The 14,564-nt window shown below is 71.9% G+C and carries 12 protein-coding genes; 8 read left to right on the top strand and 4 right to left on the bottom strand.

Annotated elements, in window-relative coordinates; genetic code table 11:
* Nucleotides 1-305 precede the first annotated feature (305 nt).
* The 7 genes from DLJ58_RS02120 (at nucleotide 306) to DLJ58_RS02090 (ending at nucleotide 9,523) form a co-directional block, all read left to right on the top strand.
* Nucleotides 306-911: a TetR/AcrR family transcriptional regulator gene (locus DLJ58_RS02120; protein WP_124853601.1), complete on the top strand. Its 606-nt coding sequence runs from the start codon at nucleotides 306-308 to the stop codon at nucleotides 909-911.
* Between the two features lie 37 nt (nucleotides 912-948).
* Nucleotides 949-1,746: a TIGR03084 family metal-binding protein gene (locus tag DLJ58_RS02115; protein WP_124853600.1), complete on the top strand. Its 798-nt coding sequence runs from the start codon at nucleotides 949-951 to the stop codon at nucleotides 1,744-1,746.
* Nucleotides 1,743-3,419: an acyclic terpene utilization AtuA family protein gene (locus DLJ58_RS02110; RefSeq protein WP_124853599.1), complete on the top strand. Its 1,677-nt coding sequence runs from the start codon at nucleotides 1,743-1,745 to the stop codon at nucleotides 3,417-3,419. Before DLJ58_RS02115 ends, DLJ58_RS02110 begins: the two co-directional genes overlap by 4 nt.
* 55 nt (nucleotides 3,420-3,474) lie before the next feature.
* Nucleotides 3,475-4,671: an acyl-CoA dehydrogenase family protein gene (locus DLJ58_RS02105; protein WP_124853598.1), complete on the top strand. Its 1,197-nt coding sequence runs from the start codon at nucleotides 3,475-3,477 to the stop codon at nucleotides 4,669-4,671.
* Nucleotides 4,668-6,269, top strand: coding sequence for an acyl-CoA carboxylase subunit beta (locus tag DLJ58_RS02100; RefSeq protein ID WP_124853597.1), 1,602 nt, complete (start codon nucleotides 4,668-4,670; stop codon nucleotides 6,267-6,269). Before DLJ58_RS02105 ends, DLJ58_RS02100 begins: the two co-directional genes overlap by 4 nt.
* Before the next feature lie 69 nt (nucleotides 6,270-6,338).
* Entirely contained in the window at nucleotides 6,339-8,336 is a 1,998-nt protein-coding gene (locus tag DLJ58_RS02095; protein ID WP_124853596.1) for an ATP-binding protein, read from the top strand.
* Nucleotides 8,333-9,523 carry an acyl-CoA dehydrogenase family protein gene (locus tag DLJ58_RS02090; protein ID WP_124853595.1) on the top strand — a complete coding sequence of 397 codons (1,191 nt, stop codon included), beginning with the start codon at nucleotides 8,333-8,335 and terminating at the stop codon, nucleotides 9,521-9,523. Before DLJ58_RS02095 ends, DLJ58_RS02090 begins: the two co-directional genes overlap by 4 nt.
* 163 nt (nucleotides 9,524-9,686) lie before the next feature.
* Here the strand turns inward: DLJ58_RS02090 and DLJ58_RS02085 are convergent, their stop codons facing one another.
* Nucleotides 9,687-10,895 (bottom strand): hypothetical protein, encoded by a 1,209-nt coding sequence (locus DLJ58_RS02085; protein WP_124853594.1) that lies wholly within the window; start codon nucleotides 10,893-10,895, stop codon nucleotides 9,687-9,689.
* The gene (locus DLJ58_RS02080) at nucleotides 10,892-11,833 is read right to left on the bottom strand and encodes a transporter substrate-binding domain-containing protein (protein ID WP_124853593.1); all 942 of its coding nucleotides are present in this window, start codon (nucleotides 11,831-11,833) and stop codon (nucleotides 10,892-10,894) included. The genes DLJ58_RS02085 and DLJ58_RS02080 overlap by 4 nt, the downstream gene beginning before the upstream one ends.
* A 168-nt stretch (nucleotides 11,834-12,001) precedes the next feature.
* Here DLJ58_RS02080 and DLJ58_RS02075 point away from each other — a divergent pair, with 168 nt between their 5' ends.
* Entirely contained in the window at nucleotides 12,002-12,343 is a 342-nt protein-coding gene (locus DLJ58_RS02075) for a hypothetical protein (protein ID WP_124853592.1), read from the top strand.
* Here DLJ58_RS02075 and DLJ58_RS02070 read toward each other — a convergent pair.
* Both DLJ58_RS02070 and DLJ58_RS02065 read right to left on the bottom strand, forming a co-directional pair.
* On the bottom strand, nucleotides 12,330-13,826 hold the full coding sequence (locus DLJ58_RS02070; protein WP_124853591.1) for a serine/threonine-protein kinase: 1,497 nt from the start codon (nucleotides 13,824-13,826) through the stop codon (nucleotides 12,330-12,332). The genes DLJ58_RS02075 and DLJ58_RS02070 overlap by 14 nt on opposite strands.
* A 30-nt stretch (nucleotides 13,827-13,856) precedes the next feature.
* Nucleotides 13,857-14,360 carry a hypothetical protein gene (locus tag DLJ58_RS02065; RefSeq protein WP_124853590.1) on the bottom strand — a complete coding sequence of 168 codons (504 nt, stop codon included), beginning with the start codon at nucleotides 14,358-14,360 and terminating at the stop codon, nucleotides 13,857-13,859.
* Between the last annotated feature and the right edge of the window lie 204 nt (nucleotides 14,361-14,564).

Here is a 14,564-nt window from a genome sequence, read left to right as displayed (position 1 = left end):
GCCAGAGAGCCTTTGGAGCTGAATCGTTTGCGGCATCAGCCATAGATGATCGGCAGGCCGAGCCTCTAACGAGGTCGGCGGGCACGGCCGACGGGCACGGCCGACGGGCACGGTCGACGGGCACGGCCGACGGGCACGGTCGACGGGCGCGGTCGACGGGCGATTCGTTTGTGACATCAGCTCCATAGCGAGACCAGCCACCCAAGCCCACCTCCCGCGAGGTCCCACCGCCAGCCCACCCGAGCCTCGCGGGCTCAGAAAAAGTCAGTCTTGACTGTTTGTTTTGTAGGCACCAAGCTGTCCCCGTGCCCACCGCATCGACGCGTGTCCCCCAGCAGGAACGCAGCCGCGCCACCCAGGCCCGGCTGCTGGAGGCGACCGTCGACTGTTTGATCGAACACGGCTGGTCCGGCACCACGACCACCGTCGTCGCGGCGCGGGCCGGTGTTTCGCGTGGGGCGCAGCTGCACCACTACCCGACGAAGGCGGCGCTGGTGACGGCCGCTGTGGCCCATCTGGCCGAGCGCCGGGCCGACGAGTTGCGCACCGAGGCCGAGGCGCTGCCGGCTGGCCCGCAGCGGTTGGACCGGGTCGTCGACCTGCTCGCCGTGGCGTTCACCGGGCCGCTGTTCGTGGCCGCGCTTGAGCTCTGGGTCGCTGCCCGCACCGATCGGGAGCTGCGGGACGCCCTGGTGCCGCTGGAGGCGACGGTCGGGCGGGAGATGCACCGGCTCACCGTCGCCCTGCTCGGTGTCGACGAGCGTCGACCCGGTGTCCGCGAAGCGGTGCAGGCCACGCTCGATCTGCTCCGTGGGCTCGGGGTGGCCAACCTGCTCAGCGACGATTCCGCCCGCCGGACCGCCCTGTTGACCACCTGGAAGCGCCAGCTCGCCACCCTGCTCACGCCCTGACCGCCGGCCGCACCGGCCACCACCGACCGGAGGCACCATGGTCGACCTCAGCGACCTGCTCACGGACCTGGCCGACGAGTCCGCCCAACTGGACGCCCTGGTGGCACCCCTACCCGTGGCCGACTGGGCGAGGCCGACCCCCGCGCCGGGCTGGAGCATCGGGCATCAGATCGCCCACCTCGCCTGGACCGACCACGTCGCGCTGTTGGCCGCGACCGATCCCGAGGCGTTCTACGCGACGGTCACCGCCGCGCCGGACGTGACCCGACTCGTCGACGTCGGCGCCGAAGAATTCCTCGCCCCGCCGGCCGAGCTGCTCGCCCGCTGGCGGGCCGGGCGCACCGCGCTCGTCGACGCACTGGCCGCCGTTCCGGCCGGCGGCAAACTGCCCTGGTACGGCACCCGGATGTCGGCCGCCTCGATGGCCACCGCCCGGATCATGGAGACCTGGGCGCACGGTGCGGACGTGGCCGACGCCCTCGACGTGGTCCGCCCCGACAGCGACCGACTCCGGCACGTGGCGCACCTGGGCGTGCGTACCCTCGGGCACGGCTTCGCCGCGCACGGCCGGGAGGCACCGACGGCGCCGATCCGGGTCGAGCTGGTCGGGCCGGGCGGGCAGGCCTGGAGCTGGGGTCCGGCGGACGCCGCCGACCGGGTCACCGGCCCGGCTCGGGACTTCTGCCTGCTGGTCACCCAGCGTCGACACCGCGCGGACCTCGCTCTGGTCGCCACCGGGCCGGTCGCCGACGAGTGGCTCGACGTGGCGCAGGCCTTCGCCGGGCCGCCGGGTGACGGCCGGCAGCCGGCCGGCGGGATCGGGGTACGGGCATGATCCGCATCGGCAACGCCTCCGGCTTCTACGGCGACCGGTTCACCGCCTGGCGGGAGATGCTCGACGGCGGTGAGCTGGACGTGCTGACCGGCGACTATCTCGCTGAGTTGACCATGCTGATCCTTGCCCGGGACCGTATGCGCGACCCCGACCTGGGCTACGCGAAGACGTTCCTGCGGCAACTGGAGACCTGCCTCGGCACCGCACTCGACCGAGGGGTACGGATCGTGACCAACGCCGGCGGGTTGAACCCGGCCGGCCTGGCCGCCGCCATCGAGAAGCTCGCCAACCGGCTCGGCCTGCAGACCCAGGTCGGGTACGTCGAGGGCGACACGATCCAGCGACCGGACGCGTTGAGCGCGAACGCCTACCTCGGCGCGTTCGGGATCGCCGCCTGCCTCGACGCCGGTGCGGACGTGGTGGTCACCGGCCGGGTCACCGACGCGTCGCTGGTGGTCGGCCCGGCCATCGCCCGGTACGGGTGGGGCCGCGACGACCTCGACGAGCTGGCCGGGGCCACCGTGGCGGGGCACCTCGTCGAGTGCGGTGCGCAGGTCACCGGCGGCAACTTCAGCTTCTTCACCGAGCTGCCCGACGGCGGTCACCGGCCCGGGTTCCCGATCGCCGAGGTGCACCCCGACGGCTCATCGGTGCTCACCAAGCATCCGGGCACCGGCGGCGCGGTAACAGTGGAGACGGTCACCGCCCAACTGCTCTACGAGATCGGTGGACCGTCGTATCTGGGGCCGGACGTGGTGACCCGACTGGACACGGTGAGGCTGCACCCCGACGGGCCGGACCGGGTCCGGGTCTCCGGCGTACGGGGCACGCCGCCACTGCCCACGCTGAAGGTGGGCGTCAACAACCTCGGCGGCTTCCGCAACTCGATGACGTTCGTCCTGTGCGGTCTGCACATCGAGGCGAAGGCGGCCCTGGTCCGGGGGCAGGTCGAGGAGGCGGTGGGCAAGGACGGGCTGGAGTTCACCCTCGCCCGGACCGACCATCCGGACGCCGCCGACACCGAGGCGGCCAGCGCCCTGCTGCACGTACACCTGCGCGACGGCGACAAGGCGCGGGCCGGGCGGGCGTTCTCGGCCGCCGCGGTGGAGTTGGCCCTGGCCTCGTACCCGGGCTGCACGCTGACCACGCTGCCCGGTGACGCGACACCGTACGGCGTCTTCACCGCCGACGCGGTGCCGCAGGACGCGGTGGCCCACGTCGCGGTGCTACCCGGTGGCGAGCGGGTGCCGATCGCCCCGCCGATCGGCACCGCCCCCGCCTCGCAGGACGAGTCGGCCCCGGGTGGCGACGCGGCGGTCGACGGCCCGACCCGGCGCGGGGCGCTCGGCGAGGTGGTCGGCGCACGCTCCGGGGACAAGGGCGGGGACGCCAACCTCGGTGTCTGGGCGCGTACCGACGCCGGGTACGCCTGGTTGCGGACCTGGTTGACCGTCGAACGGCTGGCCGAGCTGGTGCCGGAGACCGCGCCGCTGTCGGTGCGGCGTTACGAACTGTCGAACCTGCGCGCGGTCAACTTCGTGATCGAGGGCCTGCTCGGCGCCGGAGTGGCCGCGTCCACCCGGTTCGACCCGCAGGCCAAGGCGCTCGGCGAGCTGCTGCGCGCCCGGATCGTCGACCTGCCGGCCGACCTTCCGGCGGGGGCATCCCGGTGAGCGCGAGGAATGAGCGGGCCCCGCGAGCCCCGCGGTCGCGAACGAAGGAGGCCCGATGAGCATCGTGGACACCCCGGAGCGCCGGCAACTACGCGAGCTGACCCGGACGTTCGTGACCCGGGAGGTGTTGCCGCACCTGGACGACTGGGAGCGGGCCGGCGAGGTGCCCCGGGCGCTGCACGCGACAGCCGCGAAGCTCGGCCTGCTCGGCATCGGCTTCCCGGAGTCGGTCGGTGGCAGCGGCGGTGATTTGCTCGACTCGATCATCGTGACCGAGGAGCTGATCCGCTCCGGCGGCTCGTCCGGGTTGGTGGCGGCCCTGTTCACGCACGGAATCGCGTTGCCGCACATGGTGGCGGCGGCCGGTGCCCGCACCGGTGGCTCGCTCGGCGGTCGGCTCGGTGGCGTCTCGTCCCCGGGCGACGACAGTCTGATCGAGCGGTACGTGCGGCCCGCGCTGGCCGGCACGATGATCGGCGCGCTGGCCATCACCGAGCCGGACGGCGGTTCGGACGTGGCCGGCATCCGCACGACCGCCCGCCGCGACGGCGACCACTACGTGGTGAACGGGTCGAAGACGTACATCACCAGCGGGCACCGGGCCGACTTCGTGACCACCGCGGTGTGTACCGACTTCCCCGGCAGCGGCTCGCTCACCCTGCTGGTCATCGACAAGGGGTCGCCCGGGTTCACAGTGGGACGCCGGTTGGAGAAGCTGGGCTGGCACTGCTCGGACACCGCCGAGCTGTCCTTCGCGGACGTGCGGGTGCCGGTCGCCAACCGGATCGGCGCGGAGGACACCGGCTTCCTGGCGATCATGCAGAACTTCGCGGCGGAACGGCTGTCGCTGGCGACCCAGGCGTACGCGACCGCGCAGCGTTGCGTCGAGTTGGCGGTGCGCTGGTGCCGGGACCGGGAGACCTTCGGGCGTCCGCTGGCCAGCCGGCAGCTGATCAGGCACCGGTTGGCCGAGATGCACACCCGGGCCGAGGCGGCCCGGTCGTACGTGCATGCAGTGGCGGTTCGGGTGGCGGCCGGCGAGCCGGTGGTGACCGAGGTGGCGATGGCGAAGAACATGGCGGTGGCCGCCTGCGACCACGTCGTCGACCAGGCGTTGCAGCTGCACGGCGGGTTCGGCTACCTGCGCGACGCCGAGGTGGAGCGGCACTACCGCGACGCGCGGATCCTCGGCATCGGCGGCGGCACCACCGAGATCATGAATGAGATCATCGCGAAAGGCATGGGCCTATGACCACCCTGGACAGCGCGGTCGACCCGTCCGCGCCCTCGTACCTGGCGAACCGGGCGGCGTTGCTGGAGCGGTTGACCGAGTTGGACGCCGCGCTGGACCAGGCGCGGGCGGGTGGTGGCGAGAAGTACGTGACCCGGCACCACGCCCGCGGCAAGCTGCTCCCCCGGGAGCGGATCGATCTGCTGGTGGACGCCGACAGCCCGTTCCTGGAGTTGTCGCCGGTCGCCGCGTACGGCTCGGACTTCCCGGTCGGGGCCAGCGTGGTCACCGGCATCGGGGTGGTCGAGGGCGTGGAGTGCCTGATCGTCGCCAACGACCCGACCGTACGCGGCGGCGCGGTCAACCCGTGGTCGCTGGCGAAGACCCGGCGGGCCGGCGAGATCGCCCTGGCCAACCGGCTGCCAATGGTCAATCTGGTGGAGTCGGCCGGGGCGGACCTGCCCACCCAGGCGGAGATCTTCATTCCCGGTGGTCGGGTGTTCCGTGACCTCACCCGGCTCTCGGCGGCCGGCATCCCCACGGTCAGCGTGGTCTTCGGCAACGCCACGGCCGGTGGCGCGTACGTGCCGGGGATGTCCGACCACGTGATCATGATTCGGGACCGGTCACAGGTCTACCTGGCCGGTCCGCCGCTGGTGAAGATGGCGACCGGCGAGGTCACCGACGACGAGTCGCTGGGTGGCGCGGCGATGCACGCCGGCACGTCCGGGCTCGCCGACCACCTGGCCGAGGACGAGCGGGACGGCATCCGGCTGGCCCGGCAGTGCGTACGACGGTTGAACTGGCGCAAGCAGGGTCCGTCGCCGCGTACGGCGGTGCCGCAGCCGCCGAAGTACGACCCGGAGGAGCTGCTCGGCATCACCAGCGCCGACCTGAAGGTGCCGTTCGACCCTCGGGAGGTGCTGGCCCGGATCCTGGACGGCAGCGACCTCGACGAGTTCAAGCCGGCGTACGGGGACGCGCTGGTCACCGGTTGGGGCGAGTTGCACGGGTATCCGGTGGGGGTGCTGGCCAATGCCCGAGGGGTGCTGTTCAGCGCGGAGGCGCAGAAGGCGGCCCAGTTCATCCAGCTCGCGAACGCCTCGGACACCCCGTTGATCTTCTTGCAGAACACCACCGGCTACATGGTGGGCACCGAGTACGAGCAGCGCGGCATCATCAAGCACGGCGCTCTGATGATCAACGCGGTGTCAAACTCGAAGGTGCCGCACCTGACGGTGAACCTGGGCGCCTCCTACGGGGCCGGCAACTACGGCATGTGCGGCCGGGCGTACGAGCCGAGGTTCCTGTTCACCTGGCCGAACGCGAAGTCGGCGGTGATGGGCCCGGCGCAACTCGCGGGGGTGCTGTCGATCGTGGCCCGGCAGGCGGCTGCCGCCCGGGGGCGCGACTACGACGAGGACTCCGACGCGGCGATGCGAATGATGGTCGAGCAGCAGATCGAGTCGCAGTCCGGGGCGCTCTTCCTCTCCGGCCGGCTCTACGACGACGGGGTGATCGACCCCCGGGACACTCGGACCGTCCTCGGGCTCTGCCTCTCGGCGATCCACAACGGACCGGTGAAGGGCGCCGACGGTTTCGGCGTCTTCCGGATGTAGACCGTGAGCGCGAGGAACGCAGCGAAGCGGAGTCCCGCAGTCGCGAACGAAAGGAAGGCTCAGGGGACCATGATCAACAGACTGCTCGTGGCCAACCGGGGCGAGATCGCCCGTCGGGTCTTCGCCACCTGCCGCGCGATGGGCGTGGAAACGGTCGCCGTGCACTCGGACGCGGACGCCGACGCGCCGTTCGTGGCCGAGGCCGACCAGGCGGTACGCCTGCCGGGGAGTTCGCCCGCCGAGACGTACCTGCGGGTCGACCTGATCCTGGACGCGGCCCGCCGCAGCGGCGCGGACGCCGTCCACCCCGGCTACGGGTTCCTCGCCGAGAACGCCGAGTTCGCGGCGGCGGTGACCGACGCCGGTCTGACCTGGGTCGGCCCGCCGGCCAAGGTGATCGCCGCGATGGGCGACAAACTGGCGGCGAAGGCGCTGCTCGCCGAGGCGGGCGTGCCGATGCTGCCGAGCTGGACCGACACTGCCGGGATCACCGATTTCCCGGTGCTGGTGAAGGCGTCCGCCGGCGGCGGTGGCCGGGGCATGCGGATCGTCCGGACCGCCGACGAACTGGCCGAGGCCGTCGCCTCCGCGCGCCGCGAGGCGGCCGCCGCGTTCGGCGACGGCACGGTCTTCATCGAGCGGTACGTCGAGCGCGGCCGGCACGTCGAGGTGCAGATCTTCGGTGACGCCCACGGTCGGGTGGTGGCTCTCGGCGACCGGGAGTGCTCGATCCAGCGGCGGCACCAGAAGATCGTCGAGGAGGCGCCAGCGGTTGTGCCGGACCGGGTCCGCACGGCGTTGCACGAGGCGGCGGTGGCCGCCGGGCGCGCGGTCGACTACCTGGGCGCGGGCACTGTGGAGTTCCTGCTCGCCCCGGGCGGTGAGTTCTTCTTCCTGGAGATGAACACCCGCCTTCAGGTCGAGCACCCGGTCACCGAGTTGTGCACCGGGCTGGACCTGGTGGGTTTGCAACTGCTCGTCGCCGAGGGTGAGCCGTTGCCGGCGGCTCTGCCGGCGAGCACCGGGCACGCGATCGAGGTACGCCTCTGCGCCGAGGACGCGGCGGCGGGTTGGCGGCCGGCCACCGGGACCCTGCACCGGTTCAGCGTCGGCGCTGTGGCGACCGAGTTCGGTGGGCTGGCCGGGCCGGGCCTGCGGCTCGACTCGGGTGTGCTGGCCGGCTCGGTGGTCGGGGTGCACTACGACTCGATGCTCGCGAAGGTGATCGCCTGGGGTCGTACCCGCGCGGAGGCGACCCGGCTGCTGGCCAGCGCGTTGGCCCGGGCCGAGCTGCACGGGGTGACCACCAATCGGGACCTGCTGGTCCGGGTGCTGCGGAGCCCCGCCTTCGCCGCCGTGGAGATCGACACGGGTTTCCTTGACCGGCACCCGGAGGTCTTCGCCCCGGTGCTCCCCGCCGACCGGCTGCCGATCACCGCCCTCGCCGCGGCGCTGGCCGCGGCCGCCCACCGCCGGGCGACCGCACCGGTGCTCTCCGGGCTCCCCTCCGGCTGGCGCAACGTGCCCGCAGTCCCGCAGGTCAGCCGGTTCATCGGGCCGGACGGCGACGAGATCGAGATCCGCTACCGGCTGGACCGGACCGGTGGACTCGCCGACTGGTCCGTGGCGACGCCCGGCGACGCAGCGGCGTCGGAGGCGAAGCCACCGGCAGTGGCACTGGTCGAGGCCACCCCGGACCGGGTGGTGCTCGACGTCGACGGGGTTCGGCGCGCGTACCGCGTACACCGGGTGGGTTCGGCGGTCTTCGTGGACGGCCCGGACGGGGCGGCGAGCCTGGCCGAGCTGCCACGTCTCCCGCTGCCCACCGCGGCGGTGGCGGCCGGGTCGCTGCTCGCGCCGCTGCCCGGCGCGGTGACCCGGATAAACGTCAAGGTCGGCCAGCGGGTCACCGCCGGTGATCCGCTGCTCACCCTGGAAGCGATGAAGCTGGAACATCCCGTGCTCGCCCCGATCGACGGCGTGGTCACCGAGCTGCCGGTGCCGACCGGCGGTCAGGTGCAGACGGGCGCCGTGCTCGCCGTTATCGAAGAAGAGGACGCCCGATGACCTTCGACCTCACCCCCGAGCAGGACCAACTGCGCGACGCCGTGCGGGCGTTGGGCCGCCGCTACGGTCACTCCTACTTCGTCGAGAAGGCGAGGGCCGGCGAACACACCACCGAACTGTGGGCGGAGGCCGGGCGGCTCGGCTACCTGGGGGTCAACATCCCCACCGAGTACGGCGGCGGGGGCGGCGGCATCACCGAGCTGGCCATCGTCTGCGAGGAGTTGGCGGCGGCGGGTTGCCCGTTGCTGCTGCTGGTGGTCTCCCCCGCCATCGCGGCGACCGTGCTCGCCCGGCACGGCACCGAGGAGCAACGCAAGCGGCACCTGCCGGGCCTCGCCGACGGCTCCCAGAAGATCGTTTTCGCGATCACCGAGCCGGAGGCCGGTTCCAACTTCCACCGGCTCGGCACGGTGGCTCGCCGCGACGGCGACGGTTGGCTGCTGAACGGCCGCAAGTGCTACATCTCCGGCGTCGACGAGGCCGGTCACGTGCTGGTGGTGGCCCGTGTCGCCGTCGATGACGGCCCAGCCGGTTCAGCGGATGCGTCTCCGCAGAAGCTCAAGCCGGCGCTGTTCCTGGTGCCGACCGACGCGGCCGGGCTGACCCGGTCCAAACTGGACATGGAGATCCTGTCCCCGGAGAACCAGTTCCTGCTCTACCTGGACGACGTGCGGGTGCCCGCCGACGCGCTGCTCGGTGAGTCGTTGGACGCCGGGCTGCCGGCGCTCTTCGCCGGGCTCAACCCGGAGCGGATCACGGTGGCCGCGATGGGCGCCGGCACCGGCCGGTACGCCATCGAGCGGGCCAGTGAGTACACCGCCACCCGCAAGGTCTGGGGTGGTCGGAGCATCGGCTCCCACCAGGGGGTGTCGCATCCGTTGGCACACGCGGCGGTGCAGGTGGAGTTGGCCCGCCTCATGATCCAGAAGGCGGCCACCCTGTACGACGCCGGCCGCGACCTGGAGGCCGGGGTGGCCGGCAACATGGCCAAGTACGCGGCCGGGGAGGCCGCCGCGCTCGCCGTGGACACCGCCGTGCAGGTGCTCGGCGGGGCCGGCATGACCACCGAGTACGGGGTGGCAACTCTGCTCGGCGCAGTCCGGGCCGGCCGGATCGCGCCGGTCAGCCGCGAGATGATCCTCAACTTCGTGGCCCAACACGTCCTCGGCCAGGACAAGTCGTACTGACCCGGGCCACCGCCCGCGCCAGCGTGCCGTGGCCGTGTGCCCGCGCCCGGCGCCGCATGATCGACTCGGTTTTCTTGAACTCGGGATGTCCAAGCGTCGGTGATGCCCCGACTTCCTGAAAGCCGAGTCGATCAAGCGCCGGGGGCCGATGCCGGTGGGACGGTCAGGCTGGGGTACGGCAGGCGGCGTCGATGCGGTGGACCGGGCGGACGCGACGGCCCATGCCCTCCAACAGCGAATCCTCGACGTGGAAGTCGTGAATGCGCAGTTGGTGGCGGGGCAGCTCCTCCTCGCTCGGGCAGAGCACCTGGGCGCGGACCAGACCGACCGGGACGTACCGGACGCCGCCCCGTTCCTGGAGGATCACCATGTTGACGTCGTCGGTGGTGACCACGTGCCCACGTACGTCCTCGGTGGGCCCACTCTCCGGGCCCACCGTGGTGACGGTCAGCGGCAACACCGGCGTGGTGATCACCGGCACCGCGGCCCAGATCAGGGTGGCGAGCACCGCCACCTCGGTCACCGACGCCAGCGGCCGGATCACCATGCCCGGCAGCGGCCCCGCCACGAAGAGCGCCAGCAGCGGGGGCACCACGATGAGCGCCAGCACCAACCACTCGTCGCCCTGCCGCATCGCGTCGCGCATCGTCGGCAGCATCAGCCAGCCGTACCCGGCGAGCAGCGCGCCGATCAGCAGCAGTCGAGGCATCACCCGCTCGTGCAGCCGCGCCGGGCGCAGTTGGAACGCGGCCACGAACGCCGGCAACAGCAGCGGCAGATAGAGCAACGGCCAGGTGATCAGGGCGAGCAGGAAGCTGGCCAGCACCACCCAGGCCGGGGTGATGTCGGCCCAGCGGGCGAAGAGTGGGCGGCGACGGGTGCCCGGCGGAAGTCGATCCGCGCTGACGGCCAGTACCGCGCCGAGCGCGAAGACGGCGACCAGCCCGGTGGAGAGCAGCCGGGCCGCCGTGGTCAGGAAACCGGCGAGCAGGTTGACCGGCCCGACGTTGGCCACCAACAGCAGCGTGGTCTGGAGCTCCCCGCCGGCCTCCACGCCGAGGCGGAGCACCGAGAAGATCGCCGGTACGCCCACCACGGCCGTCCAGAACGACTGGCTGGCGCGGGCGCGCCGCTCTGCCGGATCCCAGCGGACCCGCCCCGGCTCGACCTCGGCGACGACCGGCTCGGCCGGTTCGGCGACCGGCACTGCGGCCGGCCAGGCAACGTCACTTCCTGCACCAGCCGCCGGACGGTCGGCGGCCGGCGACGCTGCCGCCGTACCGTCGATTGTTGGCGAGTCGGCGGCGGGCACTGACGTGCGGGGCGGCGGGACCGGCCCGTCGCCGCCGGTGGCGGTCGGCGCCGCGCTCACTTGGCGGGCGCCTTGTCGTCGAAGTCGACGAGCTTCGGCACCTCCAGCGGCTGCGGCTGGCGCTTCTCGGCCTTCAGCCAGGGGCCCAGGGTCCGGTTGTACGCCGTCTGCCAGGGGCTGGCATCTCCGTCGCGGCCCTGCTCGTAGCTCTTCTGCAGGAAGAACGCGACCAGGTCGCGCAGCGCGGGGTCACCGATCGGCACGCCGATGCCCAGCAACTCGCTGGTGCCGAACGGCATGTCCACGATCTCGAACTCCTTGGGGAAGCTGGCCAGGAAACCGGCAAGGATCGACTCGTCGGAGCTGACCGCGTCGTACCGACCCTTGCGGATGCCGTCGACGCAGTCGCCGACGTCCTTGACCACGAACGTCTTGACCTGGTGCTTCTCCAACTCGGCCTCGGTGGTGGAGCCGCCGCTGGTGCAGACCTTGTAGGCCGGGTCGCGCAGATCCTCAATGGTGCGAATCTTGTCCTTCAGTCGGACCGGCACCATCACCTCCTGCGTGGTGACGAAGTACGGCCCGGCGAAGCTGACCAGCTGCTTACGGTCTTCCGTCATGGAGAAGCTGGACACCACCAGGTCGACGGTGCCGCCTTGCAGCGACGGGATGCGGTCCTCGGTGGCGACCGACACGAACTCCAGCCGCTGTTCCCCCTCGTAGCCGAGCGAGGCCGCGACGTACCGGGCGATCTCGACGTCGAACCCGATGTGCTGGCCGTTCCGCAACTCACCCATCAGCGGCTCGTTGGTGGCGACACCGATCCGTAGCTTCGACTGACCGTAGATGTGCGTCTCGCGCATCTTCTCCTGCACCGACGGCAGGTCCGGTTCCTCCCGGCTGTCGCAACCGGCCGCGGCGGCGAGCACGAGAGTGAGAGCGACCGCCAGCGTCGACGCGATCGAGCGGAGCCGGGACTGCGAACTGCCTGAGTTCATGGGCGACCTCGCTACCGGAAGGGCCTGCGGAACACCGAGAGTAGCGGTTCTTGTCCAATCCGTGTGCGCGCGGTGGACCCTGTCGAGTGGACGGCTCGGATCGACGTCGATCGGCGCAGCGGTCGGCTCTGCGGTTGACAGCCGGCCTCGTCACGACATGCTGGACACGTGAGCCGATTGTCCAGACCCGATGCGCGCACGGTGGCGGTGCTCGCGGCGCTGGGAGCCCTTGCGCCGCTGGTCATGCTGGTCGTGTGGCGCCGACAGGACCTCCTCGGCGTGGTTCTCGCGCTGCTCTGCGTGCTGATGACCATGGTCGCCGGGGTCGCGGTCTCGGCCGCTCGTCAGGTCGACGATCCGGAGCCGGCGGACCGGTCGGCAGTCGTCGGGCCGCCCGAGCTGATGCCGTACGGGATCGACGCGGACACCCTCGATGCCCTGGACCCCCGGGACGCGTTGCGTGCGGTGCGTGACCGCCGACGCGGGTCGGACGGGCTCAGCGGCCGGTGAGCGTGGGTGCGGTGAGCGCGTCCACGCCGCGCCCCGCCAGACACCGGTAGGTCCGGTCGATGCTGCCGTCGATCGGCGGTAGCACCTCCAGGTGCCAGCCGGTCGCCTCGCCGATCCCGGTGGTCAACCGGAACGTCGTGGCACTGCACACCTGCCGCACCGGCTCAGCGGCGACCACCTCGTCGTAGTCGGCGCCGACCAGCGACACCGGCAGGATGCCCTCGGCGTACGTCTCCCAGGTGTGCCGGCCGGCGCAGGACAGCCGAGCCGCCTCGGCGCGGCTACCGCGGATCCGCATCGGGCCGAAGCACTCCAGCTCGGGCAGGCACCGGGCACCCTCGGGCAGGGCGGTGGGCGCACCGGTGCCGGTCGCACAGCCGGGCAACGGCCCGGTCGCCGGTGCGGCGATCTGGGTGGCCGACGGGTACGGGGTGGGTGGTGGCGCCCGGTCGGCGACCCAGGCCCCGACTGTCGCGGAGGCGGCGAGCGCGAGCACCCCGGCGCCGCCGAAGAGCCAGCGCCGCCACCGTCGACCGGCGGGGTCACTTCGCTGAGTGTCCTCGATGGGCGATCGGGGCACCGGTTGGCTGGCCGCGTACGGGCCGGAAAGCGTCGCGGCACCGCTGACCGGAGCGCCGCTGACCGGTGTCGCCGCCGAGCCCAGTGGCAGGTTGGTGAGCAGGTCGTGCAACTCCAGGGCGGAGGGACGCTCGCCCGGATCGTTGGCCATGCCGACGCGCAGCACGTCGATCAGGTCGTCCGGCACCCCGGGCAGGGCGGGAAGCGGCTGGTTGAACATCTCCAGCACGGTGACCAGGCTCGGGTTGCGCTCGGACTGCCAACGCGGCGGCCGGCCGTGCATCACCGCGTAGAGGGTGGCACAGAGCGCGTACACGTCGACGGCCGGTGACGGCGGGCTGTGGCTGAACATCTCCGGCGGCGCGTACGCCGGGGTGAGCACCTCCAGGGTGACCGAGGCGTCCCGGTGTTCGGCGAGGACGGCGAGCCCGAAGTCGGCGAGCACCGCCGAGTTGAAGGGCGAGTAGAGGATGTTTGCCGGCTTCACGTCCCGGTGCAGCACCCCGGCGGCGTGCGAGTGGGCCAGCGCGTCCGCGATCTTGATGCCGAGGTCGCGGGCCTCCACCGGGCCGAGCGGTGAGGTGCGCATCCGTTCGGCGTACGAGCCGTCGCAGAGCTCCATGATCAGGTAGGGGTGCTGATCGACTGTGACCCCCACGTCGAAGAGGTCCACCACGTGCGGGTGGGACGACATCCGGCCGGCGGCCCGCGCCTCGCGCAGGAAGCGGGCCTGATCGCGCTCGCTGTCCAGCGTCCGGTTCTCCACTTTGACGGCGACCTCGCGACCCACGGAGATCTGGGTGGCCTGGTAGACGGTCGCGTACCCGCCCCGGGCAAAGACCCGCAAATCAGTCAGGCCGGGCACGATCGGCACTGGCAGGCCGCCGGTCGGGGTGTCGGTCACCGCTCGAAAATACCCAACCCGACCGATGGCTCAGCGCACCGCGTCCGCCGGAGCCGCACCGGCGGGACCGGTACCCTCCTCGGCGACCGCAGTCGTCCCGGCACCCTCGGACGATCCGACCCCGCCGGCCGGGATGCCCCGCCGGGCGTCCAGACGCAGACCGATGGCAGTGGCCACGGCGCCCAGCCCTTCCCACGCCGCCACCCCGAAGAACCGGTCGGGAGCGATGTCAGCCAGCACCGCGATGGTGAACACGGTGAACGTGACCAGCCGGAAGACCACTGTGAACCGGTAGAACGCCCGCCACTCGGTCACCGTGGCGAGCAGGTAGTAGACGCCCATGTTGAAGGCCGCCATCGAGGACGCCAGCAGGAACGTCCCGGTGTGATCACCGACGGACCGCGTCTCCGGCACCTCGAACCCGAGCATGCGCAGCTGCGCCTCCGGCCAGAGCAGCCCAACCGCGCCCATCACCAGCGCCAACACGCCGAAGACCGCGATGGTCCAGCCCGCGATGGATCGCGGCAGCTTCATGAAGGGCCTCCCCAGGCACGGCGACGGTCACCACTGTGGACCCGTACGCGGTGCTGACACGCTAGCCGCTCCCCGAGACCACCACATCCCCAAACCCGGCAGAACCCTGCACCCCCGGGTCGCGTTGATCAAGAGCTTTCGGTCATCGGCGGCCCGGAATCTGACCCAAACCTCTTGATCAACAGCGGAGGGTGGGGGTGGGTG

Origin of the sequence: Micromonospora arida, assembly GCF_003857035.1 — a bacterium.
In the GTDB taxonomy this organism is placed as follows: domain Bacteria; phylum Actinomycetota; class Actinomycetes; order Mycobacteriales; family Micromonosporaceae; genus Micromonospora; species Micromonospora arida.
The sequence above is the reverse complement of the archived record's forward strand: the minus strand, read 5'-3'. Positions and strand labels throughout refer to the sequence as shown.

What these genes read in the sequence shown, in the direction of transcription:
- DLJ58_RS02095 (WP_124853596.1), top strand. Translation starts at nt 6,339, where the DNA reads ATGATCAACAGACTGCTCGTGGCCAACCGGGGCGAGATCGCCCGTCGG.
- DLJ58_RS02115 (WP_124853600.1), top strand. Translation starts at nt 949, where the DNA reads ATGGTCGACCTCAGCGACCTGCTCACGGACCTGGCCGACGAGTCCGCC.
- DLJ58_RS02105 (WP_124853598.1), top strand. Translation starts at nt 3,475, where the DNA reads ATGAGCATCGTGGACACCCCGGAGCGCCGGCAACTACGCGAGCTGACC.
- DLJ58_RS02090 (WP_124853595.1), top strand. Translation starts at nt 8,333, where the DNA reads ATGACCTTCGACCTCACCCCCGAGCAGGACCAACTGCGCGACGCCGTG.
- DLJ58_RS02080 (WP_124853593.1), bottom strand. Translation starts at nt 11,833, where the DNA reads ATGAACTCAGGCAGTTCGCAGTCCCGGCTCCGCTCGATCGCGTCGACG.
- DLJ58_RS02100 (WP_124853597.1), top strand. Translation starts at nt 4,668, where the DNA reads ATGACCACCCTGGACAGCGCGGTCGACCCGTCCGCGCCCTCGTACCTG.
- DLJ58_RS02065 (WP_124853590.1), bottom strand. Translation starts at nt 14,360, where the DNA reads ATGAAGCTGCCGCGATCCATCGCGGGCTGGACCATCGCGGTCTTCGGC.
- DLJ58_RS02110 (WP_124853599.1), top strand. Translation starts at nt 1,743, where the DNA reads ATGATCCGCATCGGCAACGCCTCCGGCTTCTACGGCGACCGGTTCACC.